This is a genomic window from Pseudomonas hydrolytica (assembly GCF_021495345.1).
GTDB lineage: Bacteria > Pseudomonadota > Gammaproteobacteria > Pseudomonadales > Pseudomonadaceae > Aquipseudomonas > Aquipseudomonas hydrolytica.
Map to the genome: position 1 here is coordinate 938168 of NZ_CP099397.1, position 26468 is coordinate 964635.

Sequence of the window (26468 nt, forward strand, 5' to 3'; positions counted from 1 at the left end):
GTAACGGCATGGCTACAGGATCAACCTTGACCCCATGGCAAGGTCAAGCCTTCAGTGCGAGGGCGGCGCGGCATGCAGTCGCAGGCCGCTGCTGTCCATGGCGATGCGATAACGCCGGACCTCGCCTGCGTACAGGTCCAGCGCCTCGCCATTGAGCTGGGCGATCCCGCCCTCGCAGGAGCCGCTGCCGGTCAGGCCGAGGCGCAACGAGACCTTGCCCGGTGGCAGGTTGAACGCCACCGACTGGCCCTGGTGCAGACGTGCGGCCATCTGGTCATACAGATACAGCGCCACCTCGCAGGTGGTGGCCACCTCGAGACGCTCGCGCGAGACGATCAGCACCGCATAGCCTTCGCCTTGGGTCGTGGTAGGCAGCGGGGCCAGGGGTTGGGCGGCGAGCGTCGGGCTCAGCAGGGCGGCGAGCAACAGAACGGGGCGCATGGCGACTCTCCCTTCGGTGGTCTACAGAGCTTGGCCGATATGGTGGGATGAGCAAGTGATCCAGGCCAGGGGCTTGACCTTGCCATGGTGGCAAGCTTGAGACTGGCTGCAGGCAAATCAACCTCAAGGAGTTGGCAGATGCAGATTTTCAAGGTGAGTGGCATGTCCTGCGGGCACTGCGTGCGGGCCATCGGCGAAGCGATCAGGGCGCTGGATGCGGCGGCCGAAGTACAGGTCGAGCTGGCGAGCGGTGAAGTGCGGGTGGCCAGCCGGCTGAGTCAGGAGCAGTTGCTGGCGGCGATTCGCGAAGAGGGCTACGAGGCGCAGCCAGCCTGAGCACCCTTCGGCCCGGAGCCCTGCCGAGCGCAGGGCTCCATGGCGATGCTATGTCCAGGCTGTCAGCAGCCCCCTGAAGCAGCTGTCGACCATTGCCGGGGTGTCGAGCTGCGGATCGAACAGATTGGGGTCGCGCAGCCAGTCGCTGAACAGGCCGACGATCAGCGCATGCAGGGTGCGCGCCGCCAGGCGAGGGGTGATGCCCGGCTGCAGCAGGGGCTGCACCGCCTCCTGGGCGAACTGGCGTTCGCACAGGTCGATGAACTGATTGATGAAGGCTTCGTGACGCTCCTCGGCTTCACGCAGCTCTTCGGTGAACTCGCAGCGCCGCAACAGGATGGTGAAGATGCGCCGGCGTTGCTCGTCCTGCACCAGGTTGGCCATGGCCTCGACGCACAGATCGCGCAGCATCTGCAGAGAGACAAGGCTGTCGGCCGCCTCCAGCTGCTCGGCCAGCGGCTCCAGCGGCAGGCGCACCTGGTTGAGCATTTCGTGAAACAGGTGCGCCTTGTTCTGAAAGTGCCAGTAGATGGCGCCGCGCGTCACGCCGGCGCGTCGTGCCAGCTGCTCCAGGCTGGTATGGGCCACCCCCTGTTCGAGAAACAACTGCTCCGCTGCGGCGAGGATGGCGCAGCGGGTTTTCTCCGCATCTTCTTTGGTTCTACGCATGGCGCTCCGGTTAATTGAAGCTAGGCTTTTTTTGGTGCCGAGTGTACCGATTTTACCCTGCCAGCTGGTGGCGCAGCGTGACCGTCCGGTCCGTTGCGCCTCTTCTGCAGTGCGTGTCGCCAAGGAGAGGAGTTCCCCATGCCGCTCGTTCGTCTGCTGCGTTGCTGCCTGCCCTTCAATCTAGCTCTGTTGTCGTCGGTTGCACTGGCTGCCGATGCGCCGCCAGCCGCGGTGACGGTGGAGCGCGTGGTGGCCGGCGAATTGCCGATCGTGCTGGAGTACCCGGCCCGCACCACGGGCTATCGCGAGGTGCAGGTACGCGCGCAGGTCGGCGGCATCCTGCAGGAACGCACCTATCAGGAAGGCAGCCGGGTGCAGAAGGATCAGGTGCTGTTTCGCATCGACCCGCGCCCCTACGAGGCCGCCCTGGCTCGTGCCAAGGGCGCGCTGGCGCAGGAGCAGGCGCGTTTCCGACAGACCGACCGCGACCTCAAGCGCATCCGTGAACTGCAGAAGAAGGGCTTCGCCAGCGAGAGCGAGCTGGACAATGCGGTGTCCAACTTCGAGCAGAGCAAGGCCAATATCGAGGCGGCCCAGGCCGAGGTGCAGTCGCGCCAGATCGACCTCGACTACACCACGGTGAAGGCGCCGATCACCGGCATCACCAGCAAGGAGAGCGTCTCCGAAGGCAGCCTGATCGTCGCTGGCGACCCCAGTGCCAGCCTGCTTACGCAGATCACCCAGCTCGACCCGATCTTCGTCAATTTCGCCTATCCGGATGCCGAGGCCGAACGCCTGCGGCGCGAGCTGTCCGAGGGCAGCCTGGTGCCGCCGGCCAGCGGCAAGCTCAGTGTGGAGGTGCACTTCGGCGACGGTTCGGCCTATCCGGTGCCCGGCGAGGTGGACTTCACCGACAGCCTGATCGATCGCGGTACGGGCACCGTCAGTGCCCGCGGCGTGGTGCCCAACCCCGATCAGAAGCTGCTGCCGGGGCAGTTCGTGCGCGTCAAGGTCAAGGGGCTGACGCGCCCGCAGGCCATCACTGTGCCCGAGCGGGCCGTGGCTCAGGGGCCGCGCGGCACCTTCGTCTACGTCGTCGACGATCAGGGCATCGCGCGCATGCGCCAGGTCGCCACGGGCGATACATCGGGCGGGCGCTGGCTGCTTCTGTCCGGGGTCAGCGATGGTGAGCGGGTGATTGTCGATGGCCTGGCCAAGGTGCGTCCGGACAGCCCGGTGCAGGTCGAGGAGGCGAAGGCGGCCACGGCCCAGACCCCGGCTCAGGAGTAACGGCCATGATCTCGCGCTTCTTCATCGATCGCCCGGTATTCGCCACCGTCATCTCCATCGTCATCGTGCTGGCGGGCCTGGCCGCCATGCGCGCGCTGCCCATCGCCCAGTACCCGGAAATCCTGCCGCCTCAGGTCTCGGTTTCGGCCGCTTATCCCGGCGCCAGTTCGCAGGTGATCGCCGAGACCGTGGCGGCGCCGCTGGAGCAGGCGATCAATGGCGTCGAGGACATGATCTACCAGCTGTCCAACTCGTCCAGCAGCGGGGCGATGAGCCTGACGGTTTATTTCGAGGTGGGTACCGACCCCGATCAGGCCACCATCAACGTCAACAACAAGGTGCAGGCGGCGCTGGCCAAGCTGCCCGAGGAGGTGCGCCGCCAGGGCGTGAAGGTGGAGAAGAAGTCCTCCGACATTCTCCAGGTGATCACCCTCTACTCGCCGGATGACTCGCGTGACCCGATCTTCATCAGCAACTACGCCCTGATCAACGTCATCGACGAGCTCAAGCGCCTGCCCGGCGTGGGCGATGCCAGCCAGTTCGGCTCCAAGGACTATTCCATGCGCATCTGGCTGCGCCCGGACAAGCTGGCGCAGTACAACCTCACGCCCACCGATGTGGTGAACGCCATCCGCGAGCAGAACTCGCAGTTCGCCGCCGGCAGCTTCGGCCAGCAGCCGCTCAAGGAGCCGCAGGACTTCACCTACACGGTCACCACCCAGGGCCGCTTCACCGATCCCAAGGAGTTCGAGAACGTCATCCTGCGCACCGATGCCACCGGCGCCAGCCTGCTGCTCAAGGACGTGGCCCGGGTCGAACTGGGGGCGCAGGACTACTCGCTGGTCACCACCCTGAACGGCCAGCAGAACGCCGCCTTCGGCATCTACCTGCAGCCCGGCGCCAACGCCCTGGACACCGCCGAAGCAGTGCAGCGCACCATGGAGCGCCTGAGTAAGCGCTTTCCCGAGGGCATCGCCTACAAGATTCCCTACGACACCACCAAGTTCGTCCAGGTCTCCATCGAGGAGGTAATCCACACCTTCTTCGAGGCGCTGGTGCTGGTGGTGCTGGTGGTATTCATCTTCCTGCAGAACTGGCGCGCCACGCTGATTCCGGTGCTGGCCATTCCGGTGTCGCTGGTCGGCACCTTCGCCGGGATGTACATGCTGGGTTTTTCCATCAACCTGCTGACCCTGTTCGGCATGGTGCTGGCCATCGGCATCGTGGTGGACGACGCCATCGTGGTGATCGAAAACGTCGAGCGGGTGATGCGCACCCAGGGGCTCGGCCCGCGTGAGGCGTCGATCAAGGCGATGGAGGAGGTCACCGGGCCGATCATCGCCATCGTCCTGGTGCTCTGCGCGGTGTTCGTGCCGGTGGGGTTCCTCGGTGGCCTGGCCGGGCAGATGTACAAGCAGTTCGCGATCACCATCGCGGTGTCGGTGGTGATTTCCGGGATCGTCGCCCTGACCCTTTCGCCCGCACTCTGCGCCCTGTTGCTCAAGCCCGGCCATCATGAGCCGGCGGCGCCCTTCCGCGCCTTCAACCGCTTCTTCGACAAGGCCACCGAGGGCTACGGCGCCGGGGTGCGCTTCTTCCTCAAGCGCTCGCTGGTCGGCCTGCTGCTGTTCGGCGGCATGATCGCGCTGATCATGCTGCTATTCGCACGGGTGCCCGGCTCGCTGGTGCCCGACGAGGATCAGGGCTACGTGATCAACGCCTACTACCTGCCGCCGGCCGCCTCGCTCAATCGCACCGAGGCGCTGAGCAGTGCGGTGAGCCAGCAGTTGATGGAGCACCCGGCGGTGGAGGATGTGGTGACCTTCGCCGGTTTCGACGTGCTCACCTTCGGCGTGCGCAGCAACGCCGGGGTGTCCTTCGTGCCACTGAAGGACTGGAGCGAGCGACGCACGCCGGAGCTCGATGCGCGCAACCTGACCCACGAGTTCATGGGCATGGGCGCCGCGCAGAAGGACGGCCTGGTGCTGTCGTTCAACCCGCCGCCGATCACCGGCATGAGCACCACTGGCGGCTTCGAATCCTACATTCAGGATCGTTCCGGTGGCAGCGTCGAGCAGCTCGGCGAGAAGGTGCAGGCCTTCGTCCAGGCTGCCAGCCAGCGTCCCGAACTGGCCGGCGTGCAGAGCACCTTCAGCGCCAACGTGCCGCAGTACTACATCGACCTGGATCGCACCAAGACCCGCGCGCTCGGCGTGAGCGTCAGCGACGTGTTCACCGCCATGCAGGCCACCTTCGGCAGTTACTACGTCAACGACTTCACCCTCTTCGGGCGTACCTGGCAGGTCAGCCTGCAGTCCGAATCGGAGTTCCGCCGCAAACCGGAGGATCTGGGCCAGGTCTACGTCCGTTCCAGCACCGGCGATCTGGTGCCGCTGTCGACCCTGCTGCGGGTGCGGCGCATCCTCGGGCCGGATTCCTATGACCGTTTCAACGTCTATCCCTCGGCCAAGGTACTCGGCGGCCCGGCGCCCGGCTACAGCTCGGGGCAGGCGCTGGCGGCCATGCAGGCGGTGGCCGACGAGGTGCTCGGCGAGGACTACAGCCTGGGCTGGATCGGCTCGGCCTATCAGGAACTGGCGACTCAGGGCTCGGGCGCCCAGGCCTTCGTCTTCGGCCTGATCCTGGTGTTCCTGATCCTGGCGGCGCAGTACGAGCGCTGGACGCTGCCGCTGGCGGTGGTCACTGCGGTGCCCTTCGCGGTGTTCGGGGCGATTCTCGCGGTGTGGCTGCGCGGCATCCAGAACGATGTGTACTTCCAGGTCGGCCTGGTCACCCTGATCGGTCTGGCGGCGAAGAACGCCATCCTCATCGTCGAGTTCGCCGTGCTGCTGCGCGCCGAAGGCAAGGGTATCTTCGACTCGGCGCTGGAGGCGGCCAAGCTGCGTTTCCGCCCGATCGTCATGACCTCGCTGGCGTTCATCCTCGGTTGCGTGCCGCTGGCAATCAGCTCCGGGGCCGGCTCGGCCAGCCGCCACTCCATCGGCACCGGGGTGATCGGCGGCATGCTCGCGGCCACATTGCTGGCCACCTTCCTCATTCCCATGTTCTACCTGCTGGTGGAGACCGGGGCGCAGCGCCTGAGTCGTCGCGGCAAGGCGCAGGTGGGAGACGAGGCGCATTGAGACATGGCGGGCCGCTATCTGGCGGCCCGGCCTTCCGTCGAGCGTGCGGTCGGTGAGATGATTAGTCGGCTAACAAATAGCCCGGAACGCTCATGAACCTCCGCACGCTTCTGATTCTCGGCGCGCTCTGCGCCTTCGGCCCGCTGGCCATTGATTTCTACCTGCCAAGTTTCCCCACCCTGGCGCAGCAGTTCGCCACCGACGTCGAGCATGTGCAGCTGTCGCTGGCGGCCTACTTCGTCGGCATCGCCATCGGTCAGCTGTTCTACGGCCCGCTGGCGGATCGCTACGGCCGGCGCGTGCCGCTGCTGGCGGGGGTGGCGCTGTTCACCGTGGCCTCGCTGGCCTGCGCCCTGGCGCCGAGCCTGGAATGGCTGATCGGGGCGCGCTTCGTGCAGGCCCTGGGCGGCTGCGCCGGCATGGTCATTACCCGCGCAGTGGTGCGCGACCTGTGCGATCCGCTGGCTTCGGCCAAGGTGTTCTCGCAACTGGTGCTGGTGATGGGCCTGGCGCCTATCCTCGCGCCGCTGGGTGGTGGTCTGCTGCTGAAAACCCTCGGCTGGCCCTGGATCTTCCACAGCCTGGCGATCTTCTCCGGCCTGTGCCTGCTGGCCGTGCTGCTGTGGCTGCCGGAAACCCGTCCGCAGCATCTGCAGCCCGCGCCCCTGAGCGGCGCCTTCGGCCAGTACCGGGCCCTGCTCGGCAATGCACCGTTCATGGGTTACAGCCTGGCCGGTGGTGTGGCCATGGCCGGGATGTTCGCCTACATCGCCGGCTCGCCTTTCGTCTTCATCGAGCTGTACGGCGTGCCGGCCGAGCATTACGGCTGGTTGTTCGGCAGCAACGCGGCGGGCTTCGTGCTCATGGCGCAGGTCAATGCGCGTCTGGTGCTGCGCGGCGGCCCGGCGCTGTGGCTGCGGCGCATGGTGCTGGTGTATCTGGCCAGCGGCCTGTGCCTGCTGGCGCTGGCGTTGTGGCAGCCGGCGCAGCTGTGGCCGCTGCTGATCCCACTGTTCGTCTGCGTGGCCAGCCTGGGCTGCGTGCTGCCCAATGCCACGGCGTGTGCCATGGCCGGGCAGGGCCGGCATGCCGGCAGCGCATCGGGTCTGCTGGGTAGCATGCAGTTCAGCGTGGCGGCCAGCGCCTCGGCACTGGTGGCCTTCCTGCATGATGGCTCGGCCATGCCGATGGCCCTGGTGATCGCCCTGTGTGGCGGCGTCGCCTGTGCTTTCGCCTGCTGGAGCAAGCGCTTCGTGGTCTGATACGGCGCGTTACAGGCGGGCTGCCTTGAAGGTGTCGCAGCGTCCCGGCTGGCCCGTCTCGAAGCCGGTGCTGAACCAGCGCACGCGTTGCTCCGAGGTGCCGTGGGTGAAGGCATCCGGTACCACCTGGCCTTGCGTGCGCTTCTGCAGGCGGTCGTCGCCGATGGCGCTGGCGGCATTCAGCGCCTCTTCCAGATCGCCGGGTTCGAGCCAGTCGTGGCGGCGCTGGGCATGGTGGGCCCAGACGCCGGCCAGGCAGTCGGCCTGCAGTTCCTGACGCACCAGCAGGCCGCCGTCGCCCTCGACCCGCTCGCCGCGCTGGCGAGCCGCGTGAACCCTGGCCGAGACGCCGAGCAGGGTCTGCACATGGTGGCCGACCTCATGCGCGATCACGTAGGCCCGGGCGAAGTCGCCGGCGGCGGCGAAGCGCTGCTCCATCTCGCGAAAGAAGGTCATGTCGAGGTAGACCCGCTGATCGCCCGGGCAGTAGAAGGGGCCGACCGCCGAGCTGGCGAAGCCGCAGGCCGAGTTCACGCCGCCGGAAAACAGCACCAGCTGCGGGTCGCGATACTGCTGGCCGGCGCTTTGGAACAGCTCGCGCCAGGTGTCTTCAGTGTCGCCGAGAATGGCGCGGACGAACTCGCGCTGCTGGTCATTGGCGGCCGGTACGCCACCTGACGGGCCGACCTGGGACTGGGTGGCCTGGTCGGCGATCTGGCCGAGAATCTGCAGCGGGTCCTGGCCCATCATCAGGCTGACGATGACCACCAGGGCGACGCCGCCCAGGCTCAGGCCGCCGCCCACGCGTCTGCCGGTGCGGCCACGGGCATCCACCACGTTGTCGCTGCGTCTGCCGCGTTGCCAGCGCATCGTTCGCTCCCCTGATCGGTCGTTGCGGTAGGTGCGGTCAGTTGCCCGGATAGTCGCTCAGCACGACATCCTGGCGTTGGTTGTCCAGGCCGATCACCTGGTAGGCATCGACACGGTCGCCGTACTCCATGCCGGGCGAGCCCATGGGCATGCCGGGCACGGCAGCACCGATCAGGTCGACGCGCTTACGCAGCTTGAGAATGTCGGCGGCCGGTACATGGCCTTCGACGAACTTGCCGTCGATCACCCCGGTGTGACAGGACGCCAGACGTGGCGGGACGCCGAGCCGCTGCTTAACCGCGCTCATGTCGGCCTCGACATGGTCGTTGACGGTGAAGCCGTTGTCCTGCAGATGATCGATCCAGGCCTTGCAGCAGCCGCAGTTGGCGTCGCGATGCACGTCGATGGTCAGGGCTTCGCCGGCCTGGGCCAGGCTGGTGAAGAGAAAGAGGGCGAGCAGTGAACGGCGCATGGCAAGGCTCCAGGGAAAACGAATGCCCAGCATAGCGCCGGCTGTGGCATGGCCCAAGCCATTGCGACTATGCGTCGCGACCGACGGCGGCCTATGCTGCGTGCATCCTTGGCTACCGGGAACCCGTCGATGCTGCTTGCACGAATCGTCCTGCTGATCCAGATCGCTGCCTTGGTCGGCTTGGGGCTGGCCTATTTCATCCGCCCCGAAGAAATGACCAGCCTCAGCGGCGCGCTGCTGATGAGCAACGCCGCGGTGACCGAAGTCCGGGCCTACTACGGAGGGCTGCAACTGGGGCTGGCGGCCTACCTGGCGATGGCGCTGATGCGCCAGGACCTGCTGCGTCCGGCCTTGATCCTGCTGGTGCTGCTGTACAGCGTGCTGGCGCTGGCGCGCATTGCCGGGCTGTGGCTCGATGGCGGCACGCAGCAGACCTTCAACCTCTACGCGCTGCTGCTCGAGGTGGTCTCGGCCGGCCTGGCCTGGTGGGCGTTGCGCGGCTTGTCACGCTGAACCGTAGCCCGGATTGCATCCGGGCTACGGCAGGTGCTTCAGCGCCGTTCCAGCAATACACCCGCTTCCATATGGTGGGTGTAGGGGAACTGGTCGAACAGGGCGCAGCGCGTCACCTGGTGGGTGTCGCTCAGCTGGGCGATGTTGGCGGCCAGGGTCTCGGGGTTGCAGGAGATGTACAGGATGCGCTCGAAGCGCCGGGTCAGCTCGCAGGTGTCCGGGTCCATCCCGGCGCGCGGCGGGTCGACGAAGACGCTGCCGAAGTCGTAGCTTTTCAGGTCGATGCCGGCCAGGCGGCGGAACGGGCGCACCTCGTTCAGCGCCTGGGTCAGCTCCTCGGCGGACAGGCGCACCAGCTCGACGTTGTTCACGCCGTTGTCAGCCAGGTTGGCCAGGGCGGCGTTCACCGAGGTCTTGCTGATTTCGGTGGCCAGCACGCGCCGCGCGCGGGTGGCCAGCGGCAGGGTGAAGTTGCCGTTGCCGCAATACAGCTCCAGCAGGTCGTCATCGCGTTCGCCTAGAGCCTCATACGCCCAGCCCAGCATCTTCTCGCACACCGCGCCGTTGGGCTGGGTGAAGGCACCTTCCGGCTGGCGATAGCGGAAGCGGCGCCCGGCCACGGTGAGTTCCTCTTCCACGTAATCGCGGCCGATCACCAGGCGCTGGCCACGCGAGCGGCCGACCAGGCAGACGTTCAGCTCGCTGGCCAGTTTTTCCGCCGCGGCCTGCCAGGCCTCGTCCAGCGGGCGATGGTAGGCCAGGGTGATCAGCGCGTCGCCAGCCAGGGTAGTGAGAAATTCCACCTGGAACAGCTTGAACGACAGCGCCTCGCTGGCCTGCCAGGCGGCGCGCAGGCGCGGCATCAGCTCGTTGATGCGCAGGCTGGCGATGGGGAAGTCGTCGAGCAGGATCGGCGTGTGCTTGTCGCCCGGCGCGAACATCGCGTAGTGGCGCTGGCCGTCTTCACGCCACAGGCGGAACTCGGCGCGCAGGCGGTAGTGCTCGCGCGGCGAATCGAACACCTCGGGCTCGGGCGCGGCGAAGGGGGCCAGCAGCTCGATCAGGCGCTGCTTCTTCTCGGCGAGCTGGGCGTCGTAGGTGGCGGGGTCGAATACGGGGGCACTCATGGCAACACTCTAAAGCGGCGACGACCGGCTGGGCGGCCGGTCGTCGGTGGGAGGAGGGTCAGGCGAAGTAGGCCAGCTTGACGATGAACAGGGCAGAGAGCACCCACATCGCCGGGTTCAGTTCACGCCAGCGGCCGGACAGCACCTTGACCGCGGTCCAGGCGATGAAGCCGAAGGCGATGCCGTTGGCGATGGAGAACGTCAGCGGCATGGCCAGGGCGGCGACCACCACCGGGGCGGCGACGGTCAGGTCGTCCCAGTCGATCTGCGCCAGGCTGCTCATCATCAGCACGGCGACGAACAGCAGCGCCGGAGCGGTGGCGTAGGCCGGCACCGAGCCGGCCAGCGGGGCGAAGAACAGGCTGAGCAGGAACAGCGCGGCGACCACGCAGGCGGTCAGGCCGGTGCGCCCGCCGGCGCTGATGCCGGCAGCCGATTCGATGTAGCTGGTGGTGGTGCTGGTGCCCAGCGCGGCGCCGGCCATGGTGGCGGTGCTGTCGGCCATCAGCGCGCGGCCCAGGCGCGGCATCTTGCCGTCCTTGTCCAGCAGGTCGGCCTTCTGCGCGACGCCGACCAGGGTGCCGGAGGTGTCGAACAGGTCGACGAAGAGGAAGGCGAAGATCACGCTGATCAGGCCGATATCCAGCGCGCCGGCGATATCCAGCTGCAGCAGGGTCGGCATCAGCGACGGCGGCATCGAGACCACGCCCGGCAGCTCGGACAGGCCGAGCACGATGGACAGGCCGGTGACCAGCAGGATGCCGATCATCACCGCGCCGGTGACCTTGCGATAGGCCAGCGCGGCGATGACGAAAAAGCCCAGGCAGGCCAGCAGCGCGCCGCCCTTGCTCATGTCGCCCAGGCCGACCAGGGTGGCCGGGTGGTCGACCACGATGCCGGCGTTCTTCAGCGCGATGATCGCCAGGAACAGGCCGATACCGGCGGCGATGCCGGCACGCAGGGCCAGGGGGATGCTGTTGATGATCCACTCGCGGATCTTGAAGATCGACAGCAGGAAGAAGATCGCACCGGAGAGGAACACCGCGCCCAGGGCGGTCTGCCAGCTGTAGCCCATGGTCATGACCACGGTATAGGTGAAGAAGGCATTGAGGCCCATGCCCGGCGCCAGGGCGATCGGGTAGTTGGCCAGAAGACCCATGATCAGCGAGCCGATGGCGGCGGCCAGGCAGGTGGCGACGAACACCGCGCCGTGATCCATGCCGGTCTCGGCCAGCATGTTGGGGTTGACGAAGAGGATGTAGGCCATGGTCAGGAAGGTGGTGATCCCGGCCAGTACCTCGGTGCGTACCGAGGTGTTGTGGGCTTTGAGTTGGAACAGTCTTTCCAGCATGGAGTCTCCCCGAGGCGCAAGTGCACCAAAAATGCTCAGAAGCAAGCAAAGCATATTCCGGCCGGAAATTGCCGGTTTCTGCAAAAGCCGCGCATGATACCAGCAAGGTTTTTCGCCGGTGAACTTATGGGCCTGCGACGCAGACGGCCGGCCCAGCGGCCGTTGCCATGCAACCTTGAGGCCATTTTCATGACCGAGCAGACAGTTTCTGCTTCAGCCCGAAGGAGTGAAAAAGATGAGCAAGCGAGCATTGATCGCCGTCGCCGAGGGGGTCGAGGATCTCGAATGCGTGACCCTGATCGACGTGTTGCGCCGTGCCGAGATCGAGGTGCTGGTAGCCAGCATCGAGGAGCGCCGGATGATCACCTGCGCCCGTGGCACCCGCCTGACCGCCGATGCCATGCTGGTGGACGTGCTGGCGCAGGATTTCGACCTGATCGTGCTGCCTGGCGGCATGCCCGGTGCGCAGCACCTGGCCGAGTTCGAGCCGCTGGCCGAGCGGGTGCGCCAGCAGGCCAAGGCCGGTGAGCTGTTCGCCGCCATCTGCGCTGCGCCCGCCCTGGCGCTGCAGCAGTACGGCGTGCTGCGGCAACGGCGCATGACCTGCTACCCGGCCTTCAGCGATCGCCTCAGCGGTTGCACCTTCGTCGACGAGGCGGTGGTGGTCGACGGCAACTGCATCACCAGTCAGGGGCCGGGTACGGCATTGGTCTTCGCCCTGACCCTGGTGGAACAGCTGGTCGGCCGCAGCACGCGCAACGAGGTGGCGAAGGCGATGCTGGTGTAGGACCGCGGCACTGAATCTGTCCCCGGATTGCATCCGGCTACGCAAAGCGCCGTCCAGGAATGGTGGGCTAAAGCCCACCCTACGAGCTGGTGTGGAAACCCAGCAGAGCTGGTGCGCACGGCGCACCGGTTGCCACGCGCATCGGCGTGTAGGGTGCGCCACGCGCACCGAGAATCCGCGATGCCTTACGACTGCTCCTGCTCCAACAAGCGCCGTTTGCGCTGCAGCCCCCAGCGGTAGCCGCTGAGGCTGCCATCGCTGGCCACCACGCGGTGGCAGGGCACCAGCAGGCCGATGGCATTGCTGGCGCAGGCACGGGCCACGGCGCGTGGGTGGCTGTGCAGCTGCCCGGCCAGTTCGGCGTAGCTGCGGGTTTCGCCCTTGGGTATGCGCTGCAGCGCCTGCCATACCCGCTGTTGAAAGGCCGTGCCGCGAATGTCCAGGGGCAGATGGATGGCGCGCTGCGGTTCTTCCAGTTGCGTCAGCACCTGCTGCAGCCAGCTGCGCAAACTCTCTGCATCCTCTTCGAGGCGGGCGGCGGCGAAGCGCTGTTGCAGCTCCTCGCGCAGCCCCTGTGGATCATCGCCGAACAGCAGGGCGCAGACGCCCCGGTCACTGGTCGCCAGCAGCACCTGGCCGAGCGGGCAGGGGGCGATGCTGTAGCGCAGGCATTCGCCGGCGCCACGCTGGCGGCGCTGTGCGGGCGTCATGGCCTGGGGTTTTTCGTACAGGGCACGGGTGCCGGAGTAGCCGGCGGCCAAGGCGGCGTCGAGCACGCTGTGCGCCTGTGCCAAGCGCTCGTCGAAACGGCTGCGGCGTTCAGCTGCAGCCCAGGCATGGGGCGTCAGGCCGGTGCGCGCCTTGAATGCACGCGCCAGATGCGAGGGCGACAGGCCGATGCGTGCCGCCAGCTGTGGCAGCGTCAGGCGTTGCTCACCACGCAGCAGCGCGCAGGCGGCCGCGACCAGCGTATCGAGCTGTTGCGCCGGGCTTTGTCCTTGCGGCGAACAGCGCTTGCACGGGCGGAAACCGGCGGCTTCGGCGCTGGCGGCGTCGCTGTAGAAAACCACGTTGTCGCGCCGCGGCCGCCGTGCCGGGCAACTCGGCCGGCAATAGATGCCGGTGGTGCGCACGGCGAAGACGAAGGCGCCATCGTGTTGCGTATCGCGCGCGCAGACGGCCTGCCAGCAGTGGTCGGAGTCGAGCATCGGTATGTTCCTCGTGACTGACTCGATTGTCGGCCCGCGGCCGGGTCAGTGCCAATCCGTAATGCGCTTTCAAAGCCGGGCTAGTCTAAAGGCTGTCTGGGAGCTGCCGCGCCAGGACGGGCGACGTGGTGGCAGCTCGAGCAAACCCGGGGAGGGCGCATGCGGCGATTGATTGGCTGGGTACTGGTGCTGCTGTGCTGCAGTGCACTGCTACCGGCAAGGGCGTTGCCGCTGAGCAAGGCGGAGCAGGCCTGGCTGGCGCAGCATCCGCGCTTGCTGGTGGGGGTGGAGCGTACCGGCTGGCCGCCCTTCGACATGGTGGAGAACGGTCGTTACCAGGGCATCAGCGCCGACTACCTGCGCCTGCTCGGCGAGCGCCTCGGCGTGCAGGTCGACGCGGTGTACTACGACGACTGGGAGCAGGCCCTGGCGGCGCTGCGCAAGGGGGAGATCGATATCCTGCCCTCGGTGGCGCGCACCCCGGAGCGCGAAAGCTGGATGCGTTTCAGCGACCCCTACCTGATCAGCAGCAGCCTGATCTTCAGTCGCCCCGAGGTGCAGATCCAGCGGGTCGCCGACCTGGCCGGCAAGCGTGTGGCCATCGAGCGTGGCTACGTCCTGCAGCAGCGGTTGCGCGATGAAGTGCCCGACGTGCTGCTGATCGAGGCGCTGAATACCGAGGAGGCCCTGCGCGCGGTGTCCTCGGGGCGCGCCGATGCCTACCTCGGCGACATGATAGTGGCCAGCTACCTGATCCGCCGGCACAACCTGACCAACCTGGAGCTGCGTGGCGAATCGGGGCTCAGCAGCAGCGAGATCCGCTTCGGCGTGCGCCGCGACCTGCCACAGCTGGTGGAGCTGCTCGACCGCGCCCTGGCCAGCCTGAGCGGCGAGGAGCGCGAGACCATCCGGGTGCGCTGGTTGCCGCCGCTCACCGAGTTCAACTGGCGCAAGGCCCTGCAGGTGGGCTGGCCCTACGTGCTGGGGCTGTTCGTGCTGATCGTCTTCGTGCTGATCTGGAATCGCCGCCTGACCGTGCAGATCGCCGAACGTCAGCGCGCCGAAGCCGAGGCCAGGCGTCAGCGCAGTACCCTGTTGGCGCTGATCAACGCGATACCCGATCCGATCTGGTTCAAGGACTGCGACGGCGTCTACCGCGGCTGCAACCCGGCGTTCGCGGCAATCTTCGGGCGCAGCCCGGAGACGGTGGTCGGTTGCCGCGACGAGCAACTGTTCGATGCCGAGCTGAGCCGCGAGCGTGCCGGCCTCGACCGCCGTGCCCTGACCAGCCGCATGCCGCTGGAGACCGAGACCTGGCTGACCCATGCCGACGGCCGCCGGGTGTTCTACGACACCCTGCGTGCGGCCTTCTACGACGACCGCGGGCAGCTGCTCGGGCTGGTCGGTACCGGCCGCGACATCACCGTGCGCAAGGAGGTGGAGGTCGCCATGGCGCGGGCCAAGGCGATGGCCGAACAGGCGGCGCAGGCCAAGGCCGACTTCCTCGCCAACATGAGCCACGAAATCCGCACGCCGATGAACGCCATCATCGGCATGTCGCACCTGGCCCTGAAGACCGATCTCGATCCCCGCCAGCGCGATTACCTGAACAAGATCCAGCAGGCCGGCCAGCACCTGCTGGGGGTGATCAACGACATCCTCGACTTCTCCAAGATCGAAGCCGGCAAGGTGCGCGTCGAGTGCATCGAGTTCGACCTCGAGCAGGTGCTCGACAACCTGGCCAACCTGATCGGCGACAAGGCTGCCGGCAAGGGATTGGAGTTGCTGTTCAGACGCGATGCGCAGGTGCCCTGCGTCCTGCTCGGCGATCCGCTGCGGCTCGGTCAGATCCTGATCAACTACGCCAACAACGCGGTCAAGTTCACCGAGCACGGCGAGGTCGAGGTGTCCATCGAACTGGAGAAGCGCGACGGCAAGCAGGTCTGGCTGCTGTTCTCGGTGCGCGATACCGGCATCGGCCTGAGCCCGGCGCAGCAGGCGCGGCTGTTCGAATCCTTCCAGCAGGCGGACAGCTCCACCACCCGCCGGTACGGCGGCACCGGACTGGGCCTGGCCATCTGCAAGCGGCTGGCCGAGGCCATGGGGGGCGAGGTGGGGGTGGACAGCGAGCTTGGCCGTGGCAGCCGCTTCTGGTGCCGCCTGCCGTTCGCCCTGGGCGACCGCCAGCGTGCGGCGCTGCAGCCGCAGGCCGATCTGCGTGGCCGACGCGTGCTGGTGGTCGATGACAATGCCAACGCCCGCCTGGTGCTCAGCGAGATGCTGCGTGGCATGACCTTCCGTGTCAGCGAGGCGGCCGACGGCCTTCAGGCGCTGGCGCTGCTGGAGCAGGCCCAGGCGGCGGGCGATGCCTTCGAACTGCTGTTCATCGACTGGCAGATGCCCGGCATCGACGGGCTGGAGCTGGCGCGGCGGGTACGCGCACTGGCGCTGTCTCCGCAGCCCAAGGTGCTGATGGTCAGCGCCCACGGCCGCGAGGATCTGCTGCAGGGCGCACGGCGCATGGGGGTCGAGGACGTGCTGCTGAAACCGCTCAACCCCTCGCTGCTGTTCGATGTGGCGATGCGCTGCCTGGATGGCCGCGCCGACAGCGGTCACGCACACGGCGCCGTCAGCACCGGCATACCGGATTTCGCCGGGCGCCGCGTGCTGCTGGTGGAAGACAACGCGTTGAACCAGGAGGTGGCCAGTGCCCTGCTGCAGGAGGCCGGCCTGCAGGTGGAGGTTGCCGGCAACGGGCAGCAGGCCATCGCGCGGCTGCAGGCTGCGGCGGACGACCATTACCAGCTGGTGCTGATGGACATGCAGATGCCGGTGCTCGATGGCCTGGCCGCGACCCGTCTGCTGCGCGCCCAGGCGCGCTTCGCCGCGCTGCCCATCGTGGCCATGACCGCCAATGCCCTGGCCGACGATCGTCAGGCCTGCCTCGCGGCCGGCATGAACGATCATCTGAGCAAGCCCATCGAACCTACGGCCCTGTGGAGCACTCTGATGCGTTGGCTGCCGGGCGCGGACAGCGGCCTGCGGCAGGCGCAGGAGACGGTGGAGCTGGACCTGCAGCTGCCCGGAGTCGACGTGGCCGCTGGCTTGCGTCGGGTACTGGGCAAGCGCGAGCTGTACCTGGAGCTGCTCGGCAAGTTCGCCAGCGTGCAGGCCGATTTTCCGGCACAGCTGCGCGGTGCCCTTGCCGATGGCGACAACGCCCGTGGCGAGCGCCTGGCTCATACCTTCAAGGGGTTGGCCGGCAGCATCGGTGCCAGCGCCCTGCAGGCGCAGGCGGCCGAACTGGAACGTGCGCTCGCCAGCGGCAGCGATGCGTTCGAGGCGCTGCTGGCCGAGTTGGAGCGGCAACTGCAACCGCTGCTCGCTGCCATTGCCATGCACCTGCCGCAGGTACCGAGCAGCGCGGCGGAGGGCTTCGATCAGGAGCACTTGCGAACGGTCTGCCGGCAGCTCGCGCACCTGCTCGACGACGACGATCCGCGCAGCGGAAAACTGCTGGCCGAGCAGGGCGAAATGCTGCAGAGCGCCTTTAATGAGGGGTATGCAGCCATCGCCCGTGCGGTACAGGGCTACGACTTCGAGCGGGCGCTGCAGGTGCTGCGCGAGGCCGCGGCGCAACGAGGCATAGAGTGCTAACGAGGCATTGAGTGCTGAGGCACGGAGAGACGCGATGGTCGAGATGCTCGACAGACCCGAACAGGAAATGGTGCTGGTGGTGGATGACACCCCGGACAACCTGCAGCTGATCAGCGAGCTGCTGATCGACCGTTATCGGGTCAAGGTCGCCAGCAACGGCGCCAAGGCCTTGCGTATCGCTCAGGCCAGCCCGGCGCCGGATCTGATCCTGCTCGACATCATGATGCCGGAGATGGACGGCTACGAGGTCTGCCGCCAGCTCAAGGCCGACCCGCAGACCCGCGACATTCCCGTGATCTTCCTCACCGCCAAGAGCGAGGTGGCCGCCGAGCAGCTGGGGTTCGACCTGGGCGCCGCCGACTACATCACCAAGCCGATCAGCCCGCCCATTCTGCTCGCCCGGGTCAGGGCGCAGCTGCAGCTCAAGGCTGCCACCGACTACCTGCGCGACAAGAGCGAATACCTGGAGCTGGAGGTCAAGCGGCGCACCCGCGACATCCAGAAACTGCAGGACGTGACCATCGAGGCCATGGCCAGCCTGGCGCTGATGCGCGACAACCCGCGCAGCCGCCATCTGCAGCGTATCGAGCGTTACATGAGGTGCCTGGCCACGGCCCTGGCCCGGCAGCAGCCGGCGCTGAGCGCCGAGCTGGACGCCGAGCGCATCGCCCAGCTGGGACGTTCGGCCATGCTCCACGTACTGGGGCGTCTGACCCTGCCCGACCGCGTGCTGCTCAGCCACGGCGAGCCGGAGGAGGCCGATCTGCGCCTGTTGCAGGAGGGCGTGACGGCCGCGCGTGACGCCCTGGAGCGCGCCGAGCGCAAGCTGGGCGGCAATGCCGGCTTCCTCTCCGATGCCAAGGACATCGTCTACGGTCAGCACGAGCGCTGGGATGGCAAGGGCTTTCCGCAGGGGCTGCATGGCGAGCAGATTCCGTTGTCGGCGCGACTGATGGCGCTGATCGTCCATTTCGAGGAACTGACCTGCCCGCACCCCTATCTGCCGCGCATCAGCCCGGCGCAGGCGGTGGCGCAGATCAGCGCGGCCAGCGCCACGCGCTTCGATCCGATGGTGGTGCTGGCCTTCGTCGAAGCGACGCCGCAGTTCATCCGTATCGCCGAATCCCTGGCCGACGACGCCGCTGCGGTCGGCGTCGAGCTGCAGCGGCTGGAAGATTCGCTGGCCGAAAGCATCGAACTGACCCTGCCATCGGCGCCATGACCCGGCGCCGCGCCATCCATTGCTCGCCCACCTTGTAACCTGGGGTGCGCCGTGCGCACCACGGCTGGTGCGCATGACCTGGGCGGTCCCGCGACACCGGCGTCGCGCCATGGCCGGGAGCTAGTCGACGATCCGCTCCACATGATGGCAGGCCACCTGCCGCGCATCGATCAACCTGAGCTCCGGGCGTTCGCCGCGGCAGCGTTCATCGGCATGCGGGCAGCGCTTGTGGAAGGCGCAGCCGGAGGGCGGATTCAGCGGATTGGGCAACTCACCGCTGATGCGTACCCGCGGCTTGTCCGGATCGGGATGGATGGCCGGCGTCGCCGACAGCAGGGCGCGGGTGTAGGGATGCAGCGGGCGGGCGTAGAGCGCTTCGGCCGCGCCCATCTCTACCGGGCGGCCGAGGTACATCACCAGCACCTCGTCGGCGACGTGGCGCACCACCGCCAGGTTGTGCGAGATGAACACGTAGCCGGTCTCATACTGCTCCTGCAGGTCCATGAACAGGTTGAGCACCTGCGCCTGGATCGACACGTCCAGCGCGGAGGTCGGCTCGTCCGCCACCAATACCTTGGGCTGCAGCATCATGGCGCGGGCCAGGGCGATGCGCTGGCGCTGGCCACCGGAGAACATGTGCGGGTAGCGCTGGTAGTGCTCGGGGCGCAGGCCCACCTGCTGCATCATCGCCTGCACCTTCTCACGGCGCTCGGCACGCGACAGGTCGGTGTTGATCAATAGCGGTTCGGCCAACTGATCGCCGACCTTCTGCCGCGGGTTGAGCGAGGCATAGGGGTTCTGGAACACCATCTGCACGTCGCGGCGCAATTGCTTGCGCTCGGTCCTGCTGGCGCCGGCCACCTCGCGCCCGGCGATCTGCAGGCTGCCTGCGCTGGGCTCTTCGATCAGGGTCAGGGCGCGGGCCAGGGTGGACTTGCCGCAGCCGGATTCGCCGACCACCGCCAGGGTCCTGCCGGCCGCCAGCGTGAATGACACGCCATTGAGCGCCTGCACCGTTGCCGATGGCTTGAACAGACCCTGCGAGACGCTGTAGTGACGGGTCAGCTCGTGGGCTTGCAGTACGGTGTGCATCAGGCCACCTCCGCCGTGGGTACCAGAGGGAAGAAGCAGCGCGCGGCGCCTCGCTCGTGTGCGTCCAGCGTCGGGCGTTGCTGGCGGCAGCGCTCCTGCACGTAGGGGCAGCGTGGCGACAGCAGGCAGCCCTGCGGACGGTCGTAGCGACCGGGAACGATGCCCGGCAGCGTGGCCAGCCGATGGGCGCCGGCACTGTGTTCGGGAATGGCCTTGAGCAGTGCCTCGGTGTAGGGGTGGCTGGGCGCGTCGAACAGGGTCGGCACCCGGCCCAGTTCCACCGCCTGTCCTGCATACATCACGCAGACGCGCTGGGCGGTTTCGGCGACCACCGCCAGGTCGTGGGTGATCAGCACCAGGGCCATGCCTTCATCGCGCTGCAGATTCAGCAGCAGCTCCATGATCTGCGCCTGGATGGTCACGTCCAGCGCGGTGGTGGGTTCGTCGGCGATCAGCAGCTTGGGTTCGGCGGCGATCGCCATGGCGATTGCCACGCGCTGGCTCATGCCGCCGGAAAGCTGGTGCGGGTAGGCCTCGAGGCGGCTGGCGGCGCCGGGGATCTCCACCCTTTCCAGCAGCTGCAGGGCACGGGCCCGCGCCGCCTTGCCTTTCAGACCGAGGTGCTGGCGCAGCACTTCCTCGATCTGGAAGCCCACGGTGTAGCTGGGGTTGAGGGCGGTCATCGGGTCCTGGAACACCATGGCCAGGTCCTTGCCGACGATATGCCGACGCTGGCGGCCCTTCAGGCGCAGCATGTCGGTGCCGTCGAACTGCAGGCAGTCGGCCTGTACGATGCCGGGCGCATCGATCAGGCCCATCAGCGCCATCATGGTCACCGACTTGCCGGAGCCGGACTCGCCGACGATGGCCAGCACCTCACCCTTGTCCACCCGCAGGTCGAGACCGTCGACCACCGGCACGGCGTCGGCAGCGCCGAAGCGCACCGAGAGGTTGCGGATATCCAGCAGGCTCATGGTGTGGTCTCCAGTCCGCCGTGGTGCGCACGGCGCACCCGAGGGGGCCGTGCAGTAGGGTGCGCCATGCGCACCGGGATCATCATGTGCATATGGGCCTCCTCAGATGGCGTTCTTCAGTTTCGGGTCGAGCGCATCGCGCAGGCCGTCGCCCATCAGGTTGATGGCCAGCACGCTGAGCAGGATGGCCAGACCAGGCAGGGTCACCACCCACCAGGCACGTTCGATGTAGTCGCGCGCCGAGGCCAGCATGGTGCCCCACTCGGGCGTGGGCGGCTGCACGCCGAGGCCGAGAAAGCCCAGTGCGGCGGCGTCGAGAATCGCCGAGGAAAAGCTCAGCGTGGCCTGCACGATCAACGGCGCCATGCAGTTGGGCAGCACGGTGACGAACATCAGCCGCAGCAGGCCCGCGCCCGACAATTGCGCAGCGGTGACGTAGTCGCGGCCCAGTTCGCCCATCACCGCCGCGCGGGTCAGGCGCACGTAGGAAGGCAGCGAGACGATGGCGATGGCGAAGATGGTGTTGATCAGCCCAGGGCCGAGGATGGCGACGATGGCCACCGCCAGCAGCAGCGACGGCAACGCCAGCATGATGTCCATCAGGCGCATGATCGACGGGCCGAGCAGACGCGGGAAAAAGCCGGCAGCCAGGCCCAGGAGGATGCCGGGGATCAGCGACAGCACCACCGAGGCCAGGCCGATCATCAGCGACAGGCGCGCGCCGTGGATCAGCCGCGAGAGCAGGTCGCGGCCCAGCTCGTCGGTGCCGAGCAAAAAGCGCCACTGGCCGCCGTCCAGCCATACCGGCGGGGTGAGCAGGAAGTCGCGGTACTGTTCGCTGGGATGGTGCGGCGCGACCCAGGGAGCGAACAGCGCACAGAACACCATCAGCAGCATGAACGCCAGGCCGCCAAGCGCGCCCTTGTTGTGGCTGAAGGCCTGCCAGAAATCCTTCAGCGGCGAGGGGTAGAGCAGGCTCTGGTCGAGGCTGGTGGCTGCAGTCATGGGCATGCCCCCTGGGTGGAGTGCGCTGTGCGCACCGATGGTTGGTCGCCGCTATTGGTGCGCACGGCGCACCCTACAAGACGATTCATCACGCCTTCCTTACTTCTGATGGCGAATACGTGGATTGGCCAGGCCATAGAGGATGTCCACGGTGAAGTTGACCAGGATCACCAGGCAGGCGATCAGCAGGATGCCGTTCTGCACCACCGGGTAGTCGCGCGCGCCGATCGATTCGATCAGCCATTTGCCGATGCCGGGCCAGGAGAAGATGGTCTCGGTCAGCACCGCACCGGCCAGCAGGCTGCCGATCTGCAGGCCGAACACCGTCAGCACCGGGATCAGGGCGTTGCGCAGGCCGTGCACGAAGACCACCCGCGCCTGCGACAGGCCCTTGGCCCGTGCGGTGCGGATGTAGTCCTCGCGCAGCACCTCGAGCATGGCCGAGCGGGTCATGCGTGCGATCACCGCCAGCGGGATGGTGCCGAGCACGATGGCCGGCAGGATCAGGTGGCGCAGGGCATTGCCGAAGGCGCCAGGCTCGTCGCTGAGCAGGGTGTCGATCAGCATGAAGCCGGTGACCGGCGGGATGTCGTAGAGCAGGTCGATGCGCCCGGAGACCGGCGTCCAGCCCAGGCCCACCGAGAAGAACATGATCAGTAGCAGACCCCACCAGAAGATCGGCATCGAATAGCCGGTGAGCGAGATGCCCATCACCCCGTGGTCGAACAGCGAGCCGCGCTTGAGCGCCGCGACCACGCCGGCGATCACCCCCAGGGTGCCGGCGAACAACAAGGCCGCCAGGGCCAGTTCGACGGTGGCGGGAAACAGGGTGAGGAACTCGCGCCACACGCTCTCGCGCGAGCGCAGCGACTCACCCAGGTTGCCGCTGGCAAGCTGGCCGATGTAGTCGAAATACTGCTGGTACAGCGGCTTGTTCAGGCCCAGGCGCTCCATGGCCTGGGCGTGCATCTCCGGGTCGACACGGCGTTCGCCCATCATCACTTCCACCGGGTCACCGGGGATCAGGCGAATCAGCGCGAAGGTCAGCAGGGTGACGCCGAAGAAGGTGGGGATCAGCAAGCCCAGGCGGCGTGCAATGAAGCTCAGCATGGCGGTGGGTAACTCCTAGTCAGAACGGTATCGAGCCGCCTGGAATTCCGGCGATCGCTTCGCGCAGGTAGCAGGTTAGCCGTTCGATCACGACGCGGCCCGAAGGTTTGTTCGGGCCGTCGTGCGTGGCTGTCTCACGATGGCGGTCGCGCAACGGCGGTCGCGCAGCGGGCTATCAGTTGTTGCTGACACCGCTGAAGCTGTTGCGCCCGAAGGGACTGATCTCGAAGCCTTTGACGCTGCTGCGCATCGGTTGGTAGACCGTGGAGTGAGCGATCGGCGTGATCGGCACTTCGCGCTTGAGAACCGCCTGTGCCTGACGGTACAGCTCGCTGCGTTGCTCCTGTTCGGTCACGCGCTTGGCGGCGACCACCAGCTTGTCGTATTCGGCGTCGCACCACTTGGAGAAGTTGTTGCCGTCTACCGAGGCGCAGCCGTACAGGGTGCCGAGCCAGTTGTCCGGGTCGCCGTTGTCGCCGGTCCAGCCGATCAGCATTGCGTCGTGTTCACCGGCATGGGCGCGCTTGATGTACTCGCCCCATTCGTAGCTGACGATGCGCGCTTTGATGCCGATCTTGGCCCAGTCGTTCTGCAGCATCTCGGCCATCAGCCGCGCATTGGGGTTGTAGGGGCGCTGCACGGGCATGGCCCACAGGGTGATCTCGGTGCCTTCCTTGACGCCGGCGGCCTTGAGCAGCTCCTTGGCTTTCTCCGGATCGTAGGCGGCATCCTTGATCGACTCGTCATAGGACCACTGGGTCGGTGGCATGCCGTTCACCGCCAGCTGGCCGGCGCCCTGGTACACGGCGTCGATGATGGCTGTCTTGTTCACGGCCATGTCCAGCGCCTGACGGACTTCGCGCTTGTCGAAGGGCGCGCGGGTGACGTTGTAGGCGATGTAGCCGAGGTTGTAGCCCGGCTCGGTCGGTACGTTGAGGTTCTTGTCGGCCTGCAGGCTCTGCAGATCGGCAGGGCGCGGGTTGAGGGTGACGTGGCATTCGCCGGCGCGCAGCTTCTGGGCGCGCACCGAGGCGTCGGTGTTGATGGAGAAGATCAGGTTGTCGATCTTCACCTGCTCGGGCGCCCAGTACTGGGTGTTGCCCTTGAAGCGGATCACCGCGTCCTTCTGGTAGCGGCTGAACACGAAGGGGCCGGTGCCGACGGGCTTCTGGTTGATCTCCGCGGCCTTGCCGGCCTTGAGCAGCTGGTCGGCGTATTCGGCCGAGTGGATCGCGGCAAAGTTCATCGCCAAGTTCTGCACGAAGGCGGCGTCGACGGCGTTGAGGGTGAAGACCACGGTCATGTCGTCGGTCTTCTCGACCTTGGCGATGTTCTTGTCCAAACCCATGTCGGTGAAGTAGGGAAATTCACTGGGGTAGGCCTGGCGGAACGGGTGGTTGCGATCAAGCATGCGCTGATAGGTGAAGAGCACATCGTCGGCGTTGAAGTCGCGAGTCGGCTTGAAGTAATCGGTGGTGTGGAACTTGACCCCTTCGCGCAGATGGAAGGTGTAGGTCAGACCATCTTCGCTGACGTCCCAGGAGGTGGCGAGGGCCGGTTGGGCCTTGGTGCCGCCGCGTTCGAATTCGGCGAGGCGGTTGAAGATGGTTTCCGAGGCCGCGTCGAAATCGGTGCCGGTGGTGTACTGGCCGGGGTCGAAACCACCCGGGCTGCCTTCGGAGCAATACACCAGATTGCTGGCGTGGGCGAACGAAGCACTGGTGAGCAGGCCTGCGGTAAGCAGGGCCTTGCACAGGGGAGACATACGCATGCGAACCTCTTTTTTCTTTTTTTGTTCGCGCCTGGGTGCAGCGCGAGCTCGGTATGCGGTGAAGGCGGGTAGCCCAACCGGGTCGAACTCGAAATTAAGTCATGCTGAAATAGGGGTCAACAAAAATTAAGCAGCACTAACATTGCGCATGTTTGCCCTAAATCGGGGCAAAAATCACTCGTTGACGGGGTGATCGTCGAAAAGCGCCATGGTGGTCATGGTCAGCACTTCGGCCGGGGTGTCGGCGCTGTTGGCCAGGCGATGCAGCTTGCCGGCATCGAAATGCACCGAGTCGCCGGGGCCGAGCGGGTAGTCGCGACCTTCGATGGTGTAGACGATCCGCCCGCTGAGCACGTAGGAAAACTCCACGCCTTCGTGGGCAATCAGCTCCGACTGGTAACCCACCGGAATGTTCATCTTCACCGCATTGATCGAGTTACCAGGAAAAGAGCTGGACAGGCGTTCGTAGGCCAGCAGCTGGCCGCCGACGGTGTAGCGCACCCGCTCGTTCACGTGCGAATCCGGCTGCGGTTGGGCGGGCTGGTCGAACAGCACGTTGAGCGGCACATCGAGCGCCTTGGCGATGCTGGCCAGCGAGGATAGCGAGACGCCGGTCAGGTTGCGCTCTGCCTGGGACAGGAAGCTGGCGGTCAGGCCGGCCTCGGCCGCCACCTGATTGAGAGTCTTGCCGGCGGCCCGCCGGTAGCGGCGCAAACGTTCGCCAATGCGATCTGCGGTCATGAAAGTGGCTCGCTATTCGGGTCAGCGGAGTATACCCATGAGCCGCCGCGACTCCAGCCCGATACCGGCGAGCTTTTTAAGTCAGGCTGAAAAAGGCTTTGACCAAAATTTAAGTAGAACTTAAATTTTTGCGACAAGTTGCCCGCCGACGATGTCCGTCTTGGGGCCAGACGAGGATGTGCAGATGACACTGGGAGTCGGCGGCAGTACGCCGGAGCAGGCCTTGGCGCGCCTGCAGAACATGATGGCCGGCGCGGAGCCGATCAGCGAGGCGGAGTACCAGGCACGCATCGCCCGCGCTCAGGCGTTGATGCGCGACCAGGATATCGCCGCGCTGTTCCTTGCCGCCGGCAGCAACCTGCAGTACTTCACCGGCGTGCAGTGGAATGCCAGCGAGCGCATGGTCGGTGCGATTCTGCCGGCCAGCGGCGCACTGGAATATCTGGCGCCGGCCTTCGAGGAGGGCACGGTGCGCGACTTTCAGGTGGTGCCCGGCACGATCAATACCTGGCAGGAGCACGAAAGCCCCTATGTGCTGTTTCTGAACTGCCTGAAGCGCCTCGGGGTATTGCCCAATGATGGTGCGCCGCCGAAGGTAGGCCTTTGTTCTTCCTTGCCTTTTTTCATGTTCGAAGGCATCCGCCAGCTGACCGGCGGTTATCGCTTCGTCGACGCCGGGTGCGTCACCACGGCCTGCCGCCAATGCAAGTCGCCGGCGGAAATCGCGCTGATGCAGCGCGCCAAGGACATGACCCTGGAGGTGCACAAGGCTGCTGCGAGCATCCTCCATGAAGGCATCAGCACCACCGAGGTCGCCGAGTTCATCCGCCAGGCGCACCGCCGCGTCGGTGCGCCTGGCTCGACCTTCTGCATCGTCCTGTTCGGTGCTGCCAGCGCCTTTCCGCATGGGGTCAAGCATGCGCAGCGGCTCAAGGACGGCGACATGGTGCTGATCGACACCGGCTGCAAGGTGCACAGTTACCTGTCGGACATCACCCGCAGCTACGTCTTCGGCACGCCCAGCGCGCGCCAGCGCGACTTCTGGAACAAGGAAAAAGCCGCGCAGCAGGCAGCGTTCGAGGCCGCCACCCTGGGGGCGCCCTGTTCGTCGGTGGACGCGGCGGCGCGGCGTAGCCTGGAGGCCGCAGGGCTTGGGCCTGGTTACGCCTTACCGGGCTTGCCGCACCGTACGGGGCACGGTATCGGCCTGGACATTCACGAGGGACCCTATCTGGTCGGCGGCGATGACACACCGCTGGCAGAGGGCATGTGCTTCAGCAACGAGCCGATGATCTGCGTGCCGGGCGAGTTCGGCATCCGCCTGGAGGATCACTTCTACATGACCGCCGACGGCCCGCGCTGGTTTACCCAGCCCAGCCATTCGGTGGACGACCCCTTCGGTCTGGACGTTTAACCGCGCGGAACCG

General features: G+C 66.7%; 22 protein-coding genes. 9 read left to right on the forward strand and 13 right to left on the reverse strand.

Annotated features, from left to right (window positions below):
• Positions 1–51: 51 nt before the first annotated feature.
• Complete coding sequence (locus L1F06_RS04235; RefSeq protein ID WP_003242820.1) at positions 52–441, reverse strand: hypothetical protein; 390 nt, start codon at positions 439–441, stop codon at positions 52–54.
• A gap of 138 nt (positions 442–579) precedes the next feature.
• On the opposite strand from L1F06_RS04235, the gene L1F06_RS04240 reads away from it, so the two are divergent.
• Complete coding sequence (locus L1F06_RS04240; RefSeq protein ID WP_041772807.1) at positions 580–777, forward strand: heavy-metal-associated domain-containing protein; 198 nt, start codon at positions 580–582, stop codon at positions 775–777.
• A gap of 48 nt (positions 778–825) precedes the next feature.
• On the opposite strand, the gene L1F06_RS04245 is transcribed toward L1F06_RS04240, so the two are convergent.
• Positions 826–1446 (reverse strand): TetR family transcriptional regulator, encoded by a 621-nt coding sequence (locus L1F06_RS04245; protein WP_003242822.1) that lies wholly within the window; start codon positions 1444–1446, stop codon positions 826–828.
• 138 nt (positions 1447–1584) lie between these two features.
• On the opposite strand from L1F06_RS04245, the gene L1F06_RS04250 reads away from it, so the two are divergent.
• From L1F06_RS04250 to L1F06_RS04260, 3 genes are all read left to right on the forward strand, one after another.
• The gene (locus tag L1F06_RS04250) at positions 1585–2736 is read left to right on the forward strand and encodes an efflux RND transporter periplasmic adaptor subunit (protein ID WP_003242823.1); all 1152 of its coding nucleotides are present in this window, start codon (positions 1585–1587) and stop codon (positions 2734–2736) included.
• A 5-nt stretch (positions 2737–2741) separates the two neighbouring features.
• On the forward strand, positions 2742–5879 hold the full coding sequence (locus L1F06_RS04255) for an efflux RND transporter permease subunit (RefSeq protein ID WP_011920983.1): 3138 nt from the start codon (positions 2742–2744) through the stop codon (positions 5877–5879).
• 92 nt (positions 5880–5971) lie between these two features.
• The gene (locus tag L1F06_RS04260; RefSeq protein WP_011920984.1) at positions 5972–7141 is read left to right on the forward strand and encodes a multidrug effflux MFS transporter; all 1170 of its coding nucleotides are present in this window, start codon (positions 5972–5974) and stop codon (positions 7139–7141) included.
• Between the two features lie 9 nt (positions 7142–7150).
• Here L1F06_RS04260 and ypfJ read toward each other — a convergent pair whose 3' ends face one another.
• Both ypfJ and L1F06_RS04270 read right to left on the reverse strand, forming a co-directional pair.
• Positions 7151–8011, reverse strand: coding sequence for a KPN_02809 family neutral zinc metallopeptidase (ypfJ, locus tag L1F06_RS04265; RefSeq protein WP_129482885.1), 861 nt, complete (start codon positions 8009–8011; stop codon positions 7151–7153).
• Between the two features lie 37 nt (positions 8012–8048).
• Positions 8049–8483, reverse strand: a complete 435-nt coding sequence (locus L1F06_RS04270) for a DUF411 domain-containing protein (RefSeq protein WP_129482886.1) — start codon at positions 8481–8483, stop codon at positions 8049–8051.
• A 129-nt stretch (positions 8484–8612) separates the two neighbouring features.
• Between L1F06_RS04270 and L1F06_RS04275 the strand changes: the two genes are divergently transcribed.
• Positions 8613–8996 (forward strand): DUF4345 domain-containing protein, encoded by a 384-nt coding sequence (locus L1F06_RS04275; RefSeq protein WP_011920987.1) that lies wholly within the window; start codon positions 8613–8615, stop codon positions 8994–8996.
• Positions 8997–9034: 38 nt separating this feature from the next.
• Here L1F06_RS04275 and trmA read toward each other — a convergent pair whose 3' ends face one another.
• Together trmA and L1F06_RS04285 are read right to left on the reverse strand one after the other, a co-directional pair.
• Positions 9035–10123 (reverse strand): tRNA (uridine(54)-C5)-methyltransferase TrmA, encoded by a 1089-nt coding sequence (gene trmA / locus L1F06_RS04280; RefSeq protein WP_129482887.1) that lies wholly within the window; start codon positions 10121–10123, stop codon positions 9035–9037.
• A gap of 58 nt (positions 10124–10181) precedes the next feature.
• Positions 10182–11474 carry an NCS2 family permease gene (locus tag L1F06_RS04285; protein WP_003242830.1) on the reverse strand — a complete coding sequence of 431 codons (1293 nt, stop codon included), beginning with the start codon at positions 11472–11474 and terminating at the stop codon, positions 10182–10184.
• Positions 11475–11709: 235 nt separating this feature from the next.
• On the opposite strand from L1F06_RS04285, the gene L1F06_RS04290 reads away from it, so the two are divergent.
• Positions 11710–12261, forward strand: a complete 552-nt coding sequence (locus L1F06_RS04290; protein ID WP_003242831.1) for a DJ-1 family glyoxalase III — start codon at positions 11710–11712, stop codon at positions 12259–12261.
• Positions 12262–12446: 185 nt separating this feature from the next.
• Here L1F06_RS04290 and ada read toward each other — a convergent pair whose 3' ends face one another.
• Positions 12447–13469: a bifunctional DNA-binding transcriptional regulator/O6-methylguanine-DNA methyltransferase Ada gene (gene ada / locus L1F06_RS04295; protein ID WP_129482888.1), complete on the reverse strand. Its 1023-nt coding sequence runs from the start codon at positions 13467–13469 to the stop codon at positions 12447–12449.
• A 159-nt stretch (positions 13470–13628) separates the two neighbouring features.
• Here ada and L1F06_RS04300 point away from each other — a divergent pair, with 159 nt between their 5' ends.
• On the forward strand, positions 13629–17126 hold the full coding sequence (locus L1F06_RS04300) for a response regulator (protein WP_129482889.1): 3498 nt from the start codon (positions 13629–13631) through the stop codon (positions 17124–17126).
• 34 nt (positions 17127–17160) lie between these two features.
• A complete protein-coding gene (locus tag L1F06_RS04305) occupies positions 17161–18348 on the forward strand; it encodes a response regulator (protein WP_003242834.1) in 1188 nt (395 codons plus the stop codon).
• 120 nt (positions 18349–18468) lie between these two features.
• On the opposite strand, the gene L1F06_RS04310 is transcribed toward L1F06_RS04305, so the two are convergent.
• From L1F06_RS04310 to L1F06_RS04335, 6 genes are all read right to left on the reverse strand, one after another.
• The gene (locus L1F06_RS04310) at positions 18469–19440 is read right to left on the reverse strand and encodes a peptide ABC transporter ATP-binding protein (RefSeq protein ID WP_129482890.1); all 972 of its coding nucleotides are present in this window, start codon (positions 19438–19440) and stop codon (positions 18469–18471) included.
• On the reverse strand, positions 19440–20414 hold the full coding sequence (locus L1F06_RS04315; RefSeq protein ID WP_129482891.1) for an ABC transporter ATP-binding protein: 975 nt from the start codon (positions 20412–20414) through the stop codon (positions 19440–19442). Before L1F06_RS04315 ends, L1F06_RS04310 begins: the two co-directional genes overlap by 1 nt.
• 102 nt (positions 20415–20516) lie before the next feature.
• Positions 20517–21419 carry an ABC transporter permease subunit gene (locus L1F06_RS04320; protein ID WP_011920994.1) on the reverse strand — a complete coding sequence of 301 codons (903 nt, stop codon included), beginning with the start codon at positions 21417–21419 and terminating at the stop codon, positions 20517–20519.
• Positions 21420–21518: 99 nt separating this feature from the next.
• Entirely contained in the window at positions 21519–22529 is a 1011-nt protein-coding gene (locus tag L1F06_RS04325) for an ABC transporter permease subunit (RefSeq protein WP_129482892.1), read from the reverse strand.
• 175 nt (positions 22530–22704) lie between these two features.
• Positions 22705–24294 carry an ABC transporter substrate-binding protein gene (locus L1F06_RS04330; RefSeq protein ID WP_435301314.1) on the reverse strand — a complete coding sequence of 530 codons (1590 nt, stop codon included), beginning with the start codon at positions 24292–24294 and terminating at the stop codon, positions 22705–22707.
• A gap of 180 nt (positions 24295–24474) precedes the next feature.
• Complete coding sequence (locus tag L1F06_RS04335; RefSeq protein ID WP_003242840.1) at positions 24475–25041, reverse strand: helix-turn-helix domain-containing protein; 567 nt, start codon at positions 25039–25041, stop codon at positions 24475–24477.
• 184 nt (positions 25042–25225) lie between these two features.
• Between L1F06_RS04335 and L1F06_RS04340 the strand changes: the two genes are divergently transcribed.
• Positions 25226–26455, forward strand: a complete 1230-nt coding sequence (locus tag L1F06_RS04340; protein ID WP_129482894.1) for a M24 family metallopeptidase — start codon at positions 25226–25228, stop codon at positions 26453–26455.
• The last annotated feature ends 13 nt before the right edge of the window (positions 26456–26468 follow it).

Bases quoted from the DNA above. Each gene is read 5' to 3' on its own strand.
- ada (WP_129482888.1), bottom strand. From the start codon at position 13,469: ATGCTCGACTCCGACCACTGCTGGCAGGCCGTCTGCGCGCGCGATACG.
- L1F06_RS04305 (WP_003242834.1), top strand. From the start codon at position 17,161: ATGGTCGAGATGCTCGACAGACCCGAACAGGAAATGGTGCTGGTGGTG.
- L1F06_RS04330 (WP_435301314.1), bottom strand. From the start codon at position 24,294: ATGTCTCCCCTGTGCAAGGCCCTGCTTACCGCAGGCCTGCTCACCAGT.
- L1F06_RS04325 (WP_129482892.1), bottom strand. From the start codon at position 22,529: ATGCTGAGCTTCATTGCACGCCGCCTGGGCTTGCTGATCCCCACCTTC.
- ypfJ (WP_129482885.1), bottom strand. From the start codon at position 8,011: ATGCGCTGGCAACGCGGCAGACGCAGCGACAACGTGGTGGATGCCCGT.
- L1F06_RS04245 (WP_003242822.1), bottom strand. From the start codon at position 1,446: ATGCGTAGAACCAAAGAAGATGCGGAGAAAACCCGCTGCGCCATCCTC.
- L1F06_RS04255 (WP_011920983.1), top strand. From the start codon at position 2,742: ATGATCTCGCGCTTCTTCATCGATCGCCCGGTATTCGCCACCGTCATC.
- L1F06_RS04260 (WP_011920984.1), top strand. From the start codon at position 5,972: ATGAACCTCCGCACGCTTCTGATTCTCGGCGCGCTCTGCGCCTTCGGC.
- L1F06_RS04335 (WP_003242840.1), bottom strand. From the start codon at position 25,041: ATGACCGCAGATCGCATTGGCGAACGTTTGCGCCGCTACCGGCGGGCC.
- trmA (WP_129482887.1), bottom strand. From the start codon at position 10,123: ATGAGTGCCCCCGTATTCGACCCCGCCACCTACGACGCCCAGCTCGCC.
- L1F06_RS04250 (WP_003242823.1), top strand. From the start codon at position 1,585: ATGCCGCTCGTTCGTCTGCTGCGTTGCTGCCTGCCCTTCAATCTAGCT.
- L1F06_RS04270 (WP_129482886.1), bottom strand. From the start codon at position 8,483: ATGCGCCGTTCACTGCTCGCCCTCTTTCTCTTCACCAGCCTGGCCCAG.
- L1F06_RS04320 (WP_011920994.1), bottom strand. From the start codon at position 21,419: ATGACTGCAGCCACCAGCCTCGACCAGAGCCTGCTCTACCCCTCGCCG.
- L1F06_RS04290 (WP_003242831.1), top strand. From the start codon at position 11,710: ATGAGCAAGCGAGCATTGATCGCCGTCGCCGAGGGGGTCGAGGATCTC.
- L1F06_RS04310 (WP_129482890.1), bottom strand. From the start codon at position 19,440: ATGCACACCGTACTGCAAGCCCACGAGCTGACCCGTCACTACAGCGTC.
- L1F06_RS04315 (WP_129482891.1), bottom strand. From the start codon at position 20,414: ATGAGCCTGCTGGATATCCGCAACCTCTCGGTGCGCTTCGGCGCTGCC.
- L1F06_RS04240 (WP_041772807.1), top strand. From the start codon at position 580: ATGCAGATTTTCAAGGTGAGTGGCATGTCCTGCGGGCACTGCGTGCGG.
- L1F06_RS04275 (WP_011920987.1), top strand. From the start codon at position 8,613: ATGCTGCTTGCACGAATCGTCCTGCTGATCCAGATCGCTGCCTTGGTC.
- L1F06_RS04340 (WP_129482894.1), top strand. From the start codon at position 25,226: ATGACACTGGGAGTCGGCGGCAGTACGCCGGAGCAGGCCTTGGCGCGC.
- L1F06_RS04285 (WP_003242830.1), bottom strand. From the start codon at position 11,474: ATGCTGGAAAGACTGTTCCAACTCAAAGCCCACAACACCTCGGTACGC.
- L1F06_RS04300 (WP_129482889.1), top strand. From the start codon at position 13,629: ATGCGGCGATTGATTGGCTGGGTACTGGTGCTGCTGTGCTGCAGTGCA.
- L1F06_RS04235 (WP_003242820.1), bottom strand. From the start codon at position 441: ATGCGCCCCGTTCTGTTGCTCGCCGCCCTGCTGAGCCCGACGCTCGCC.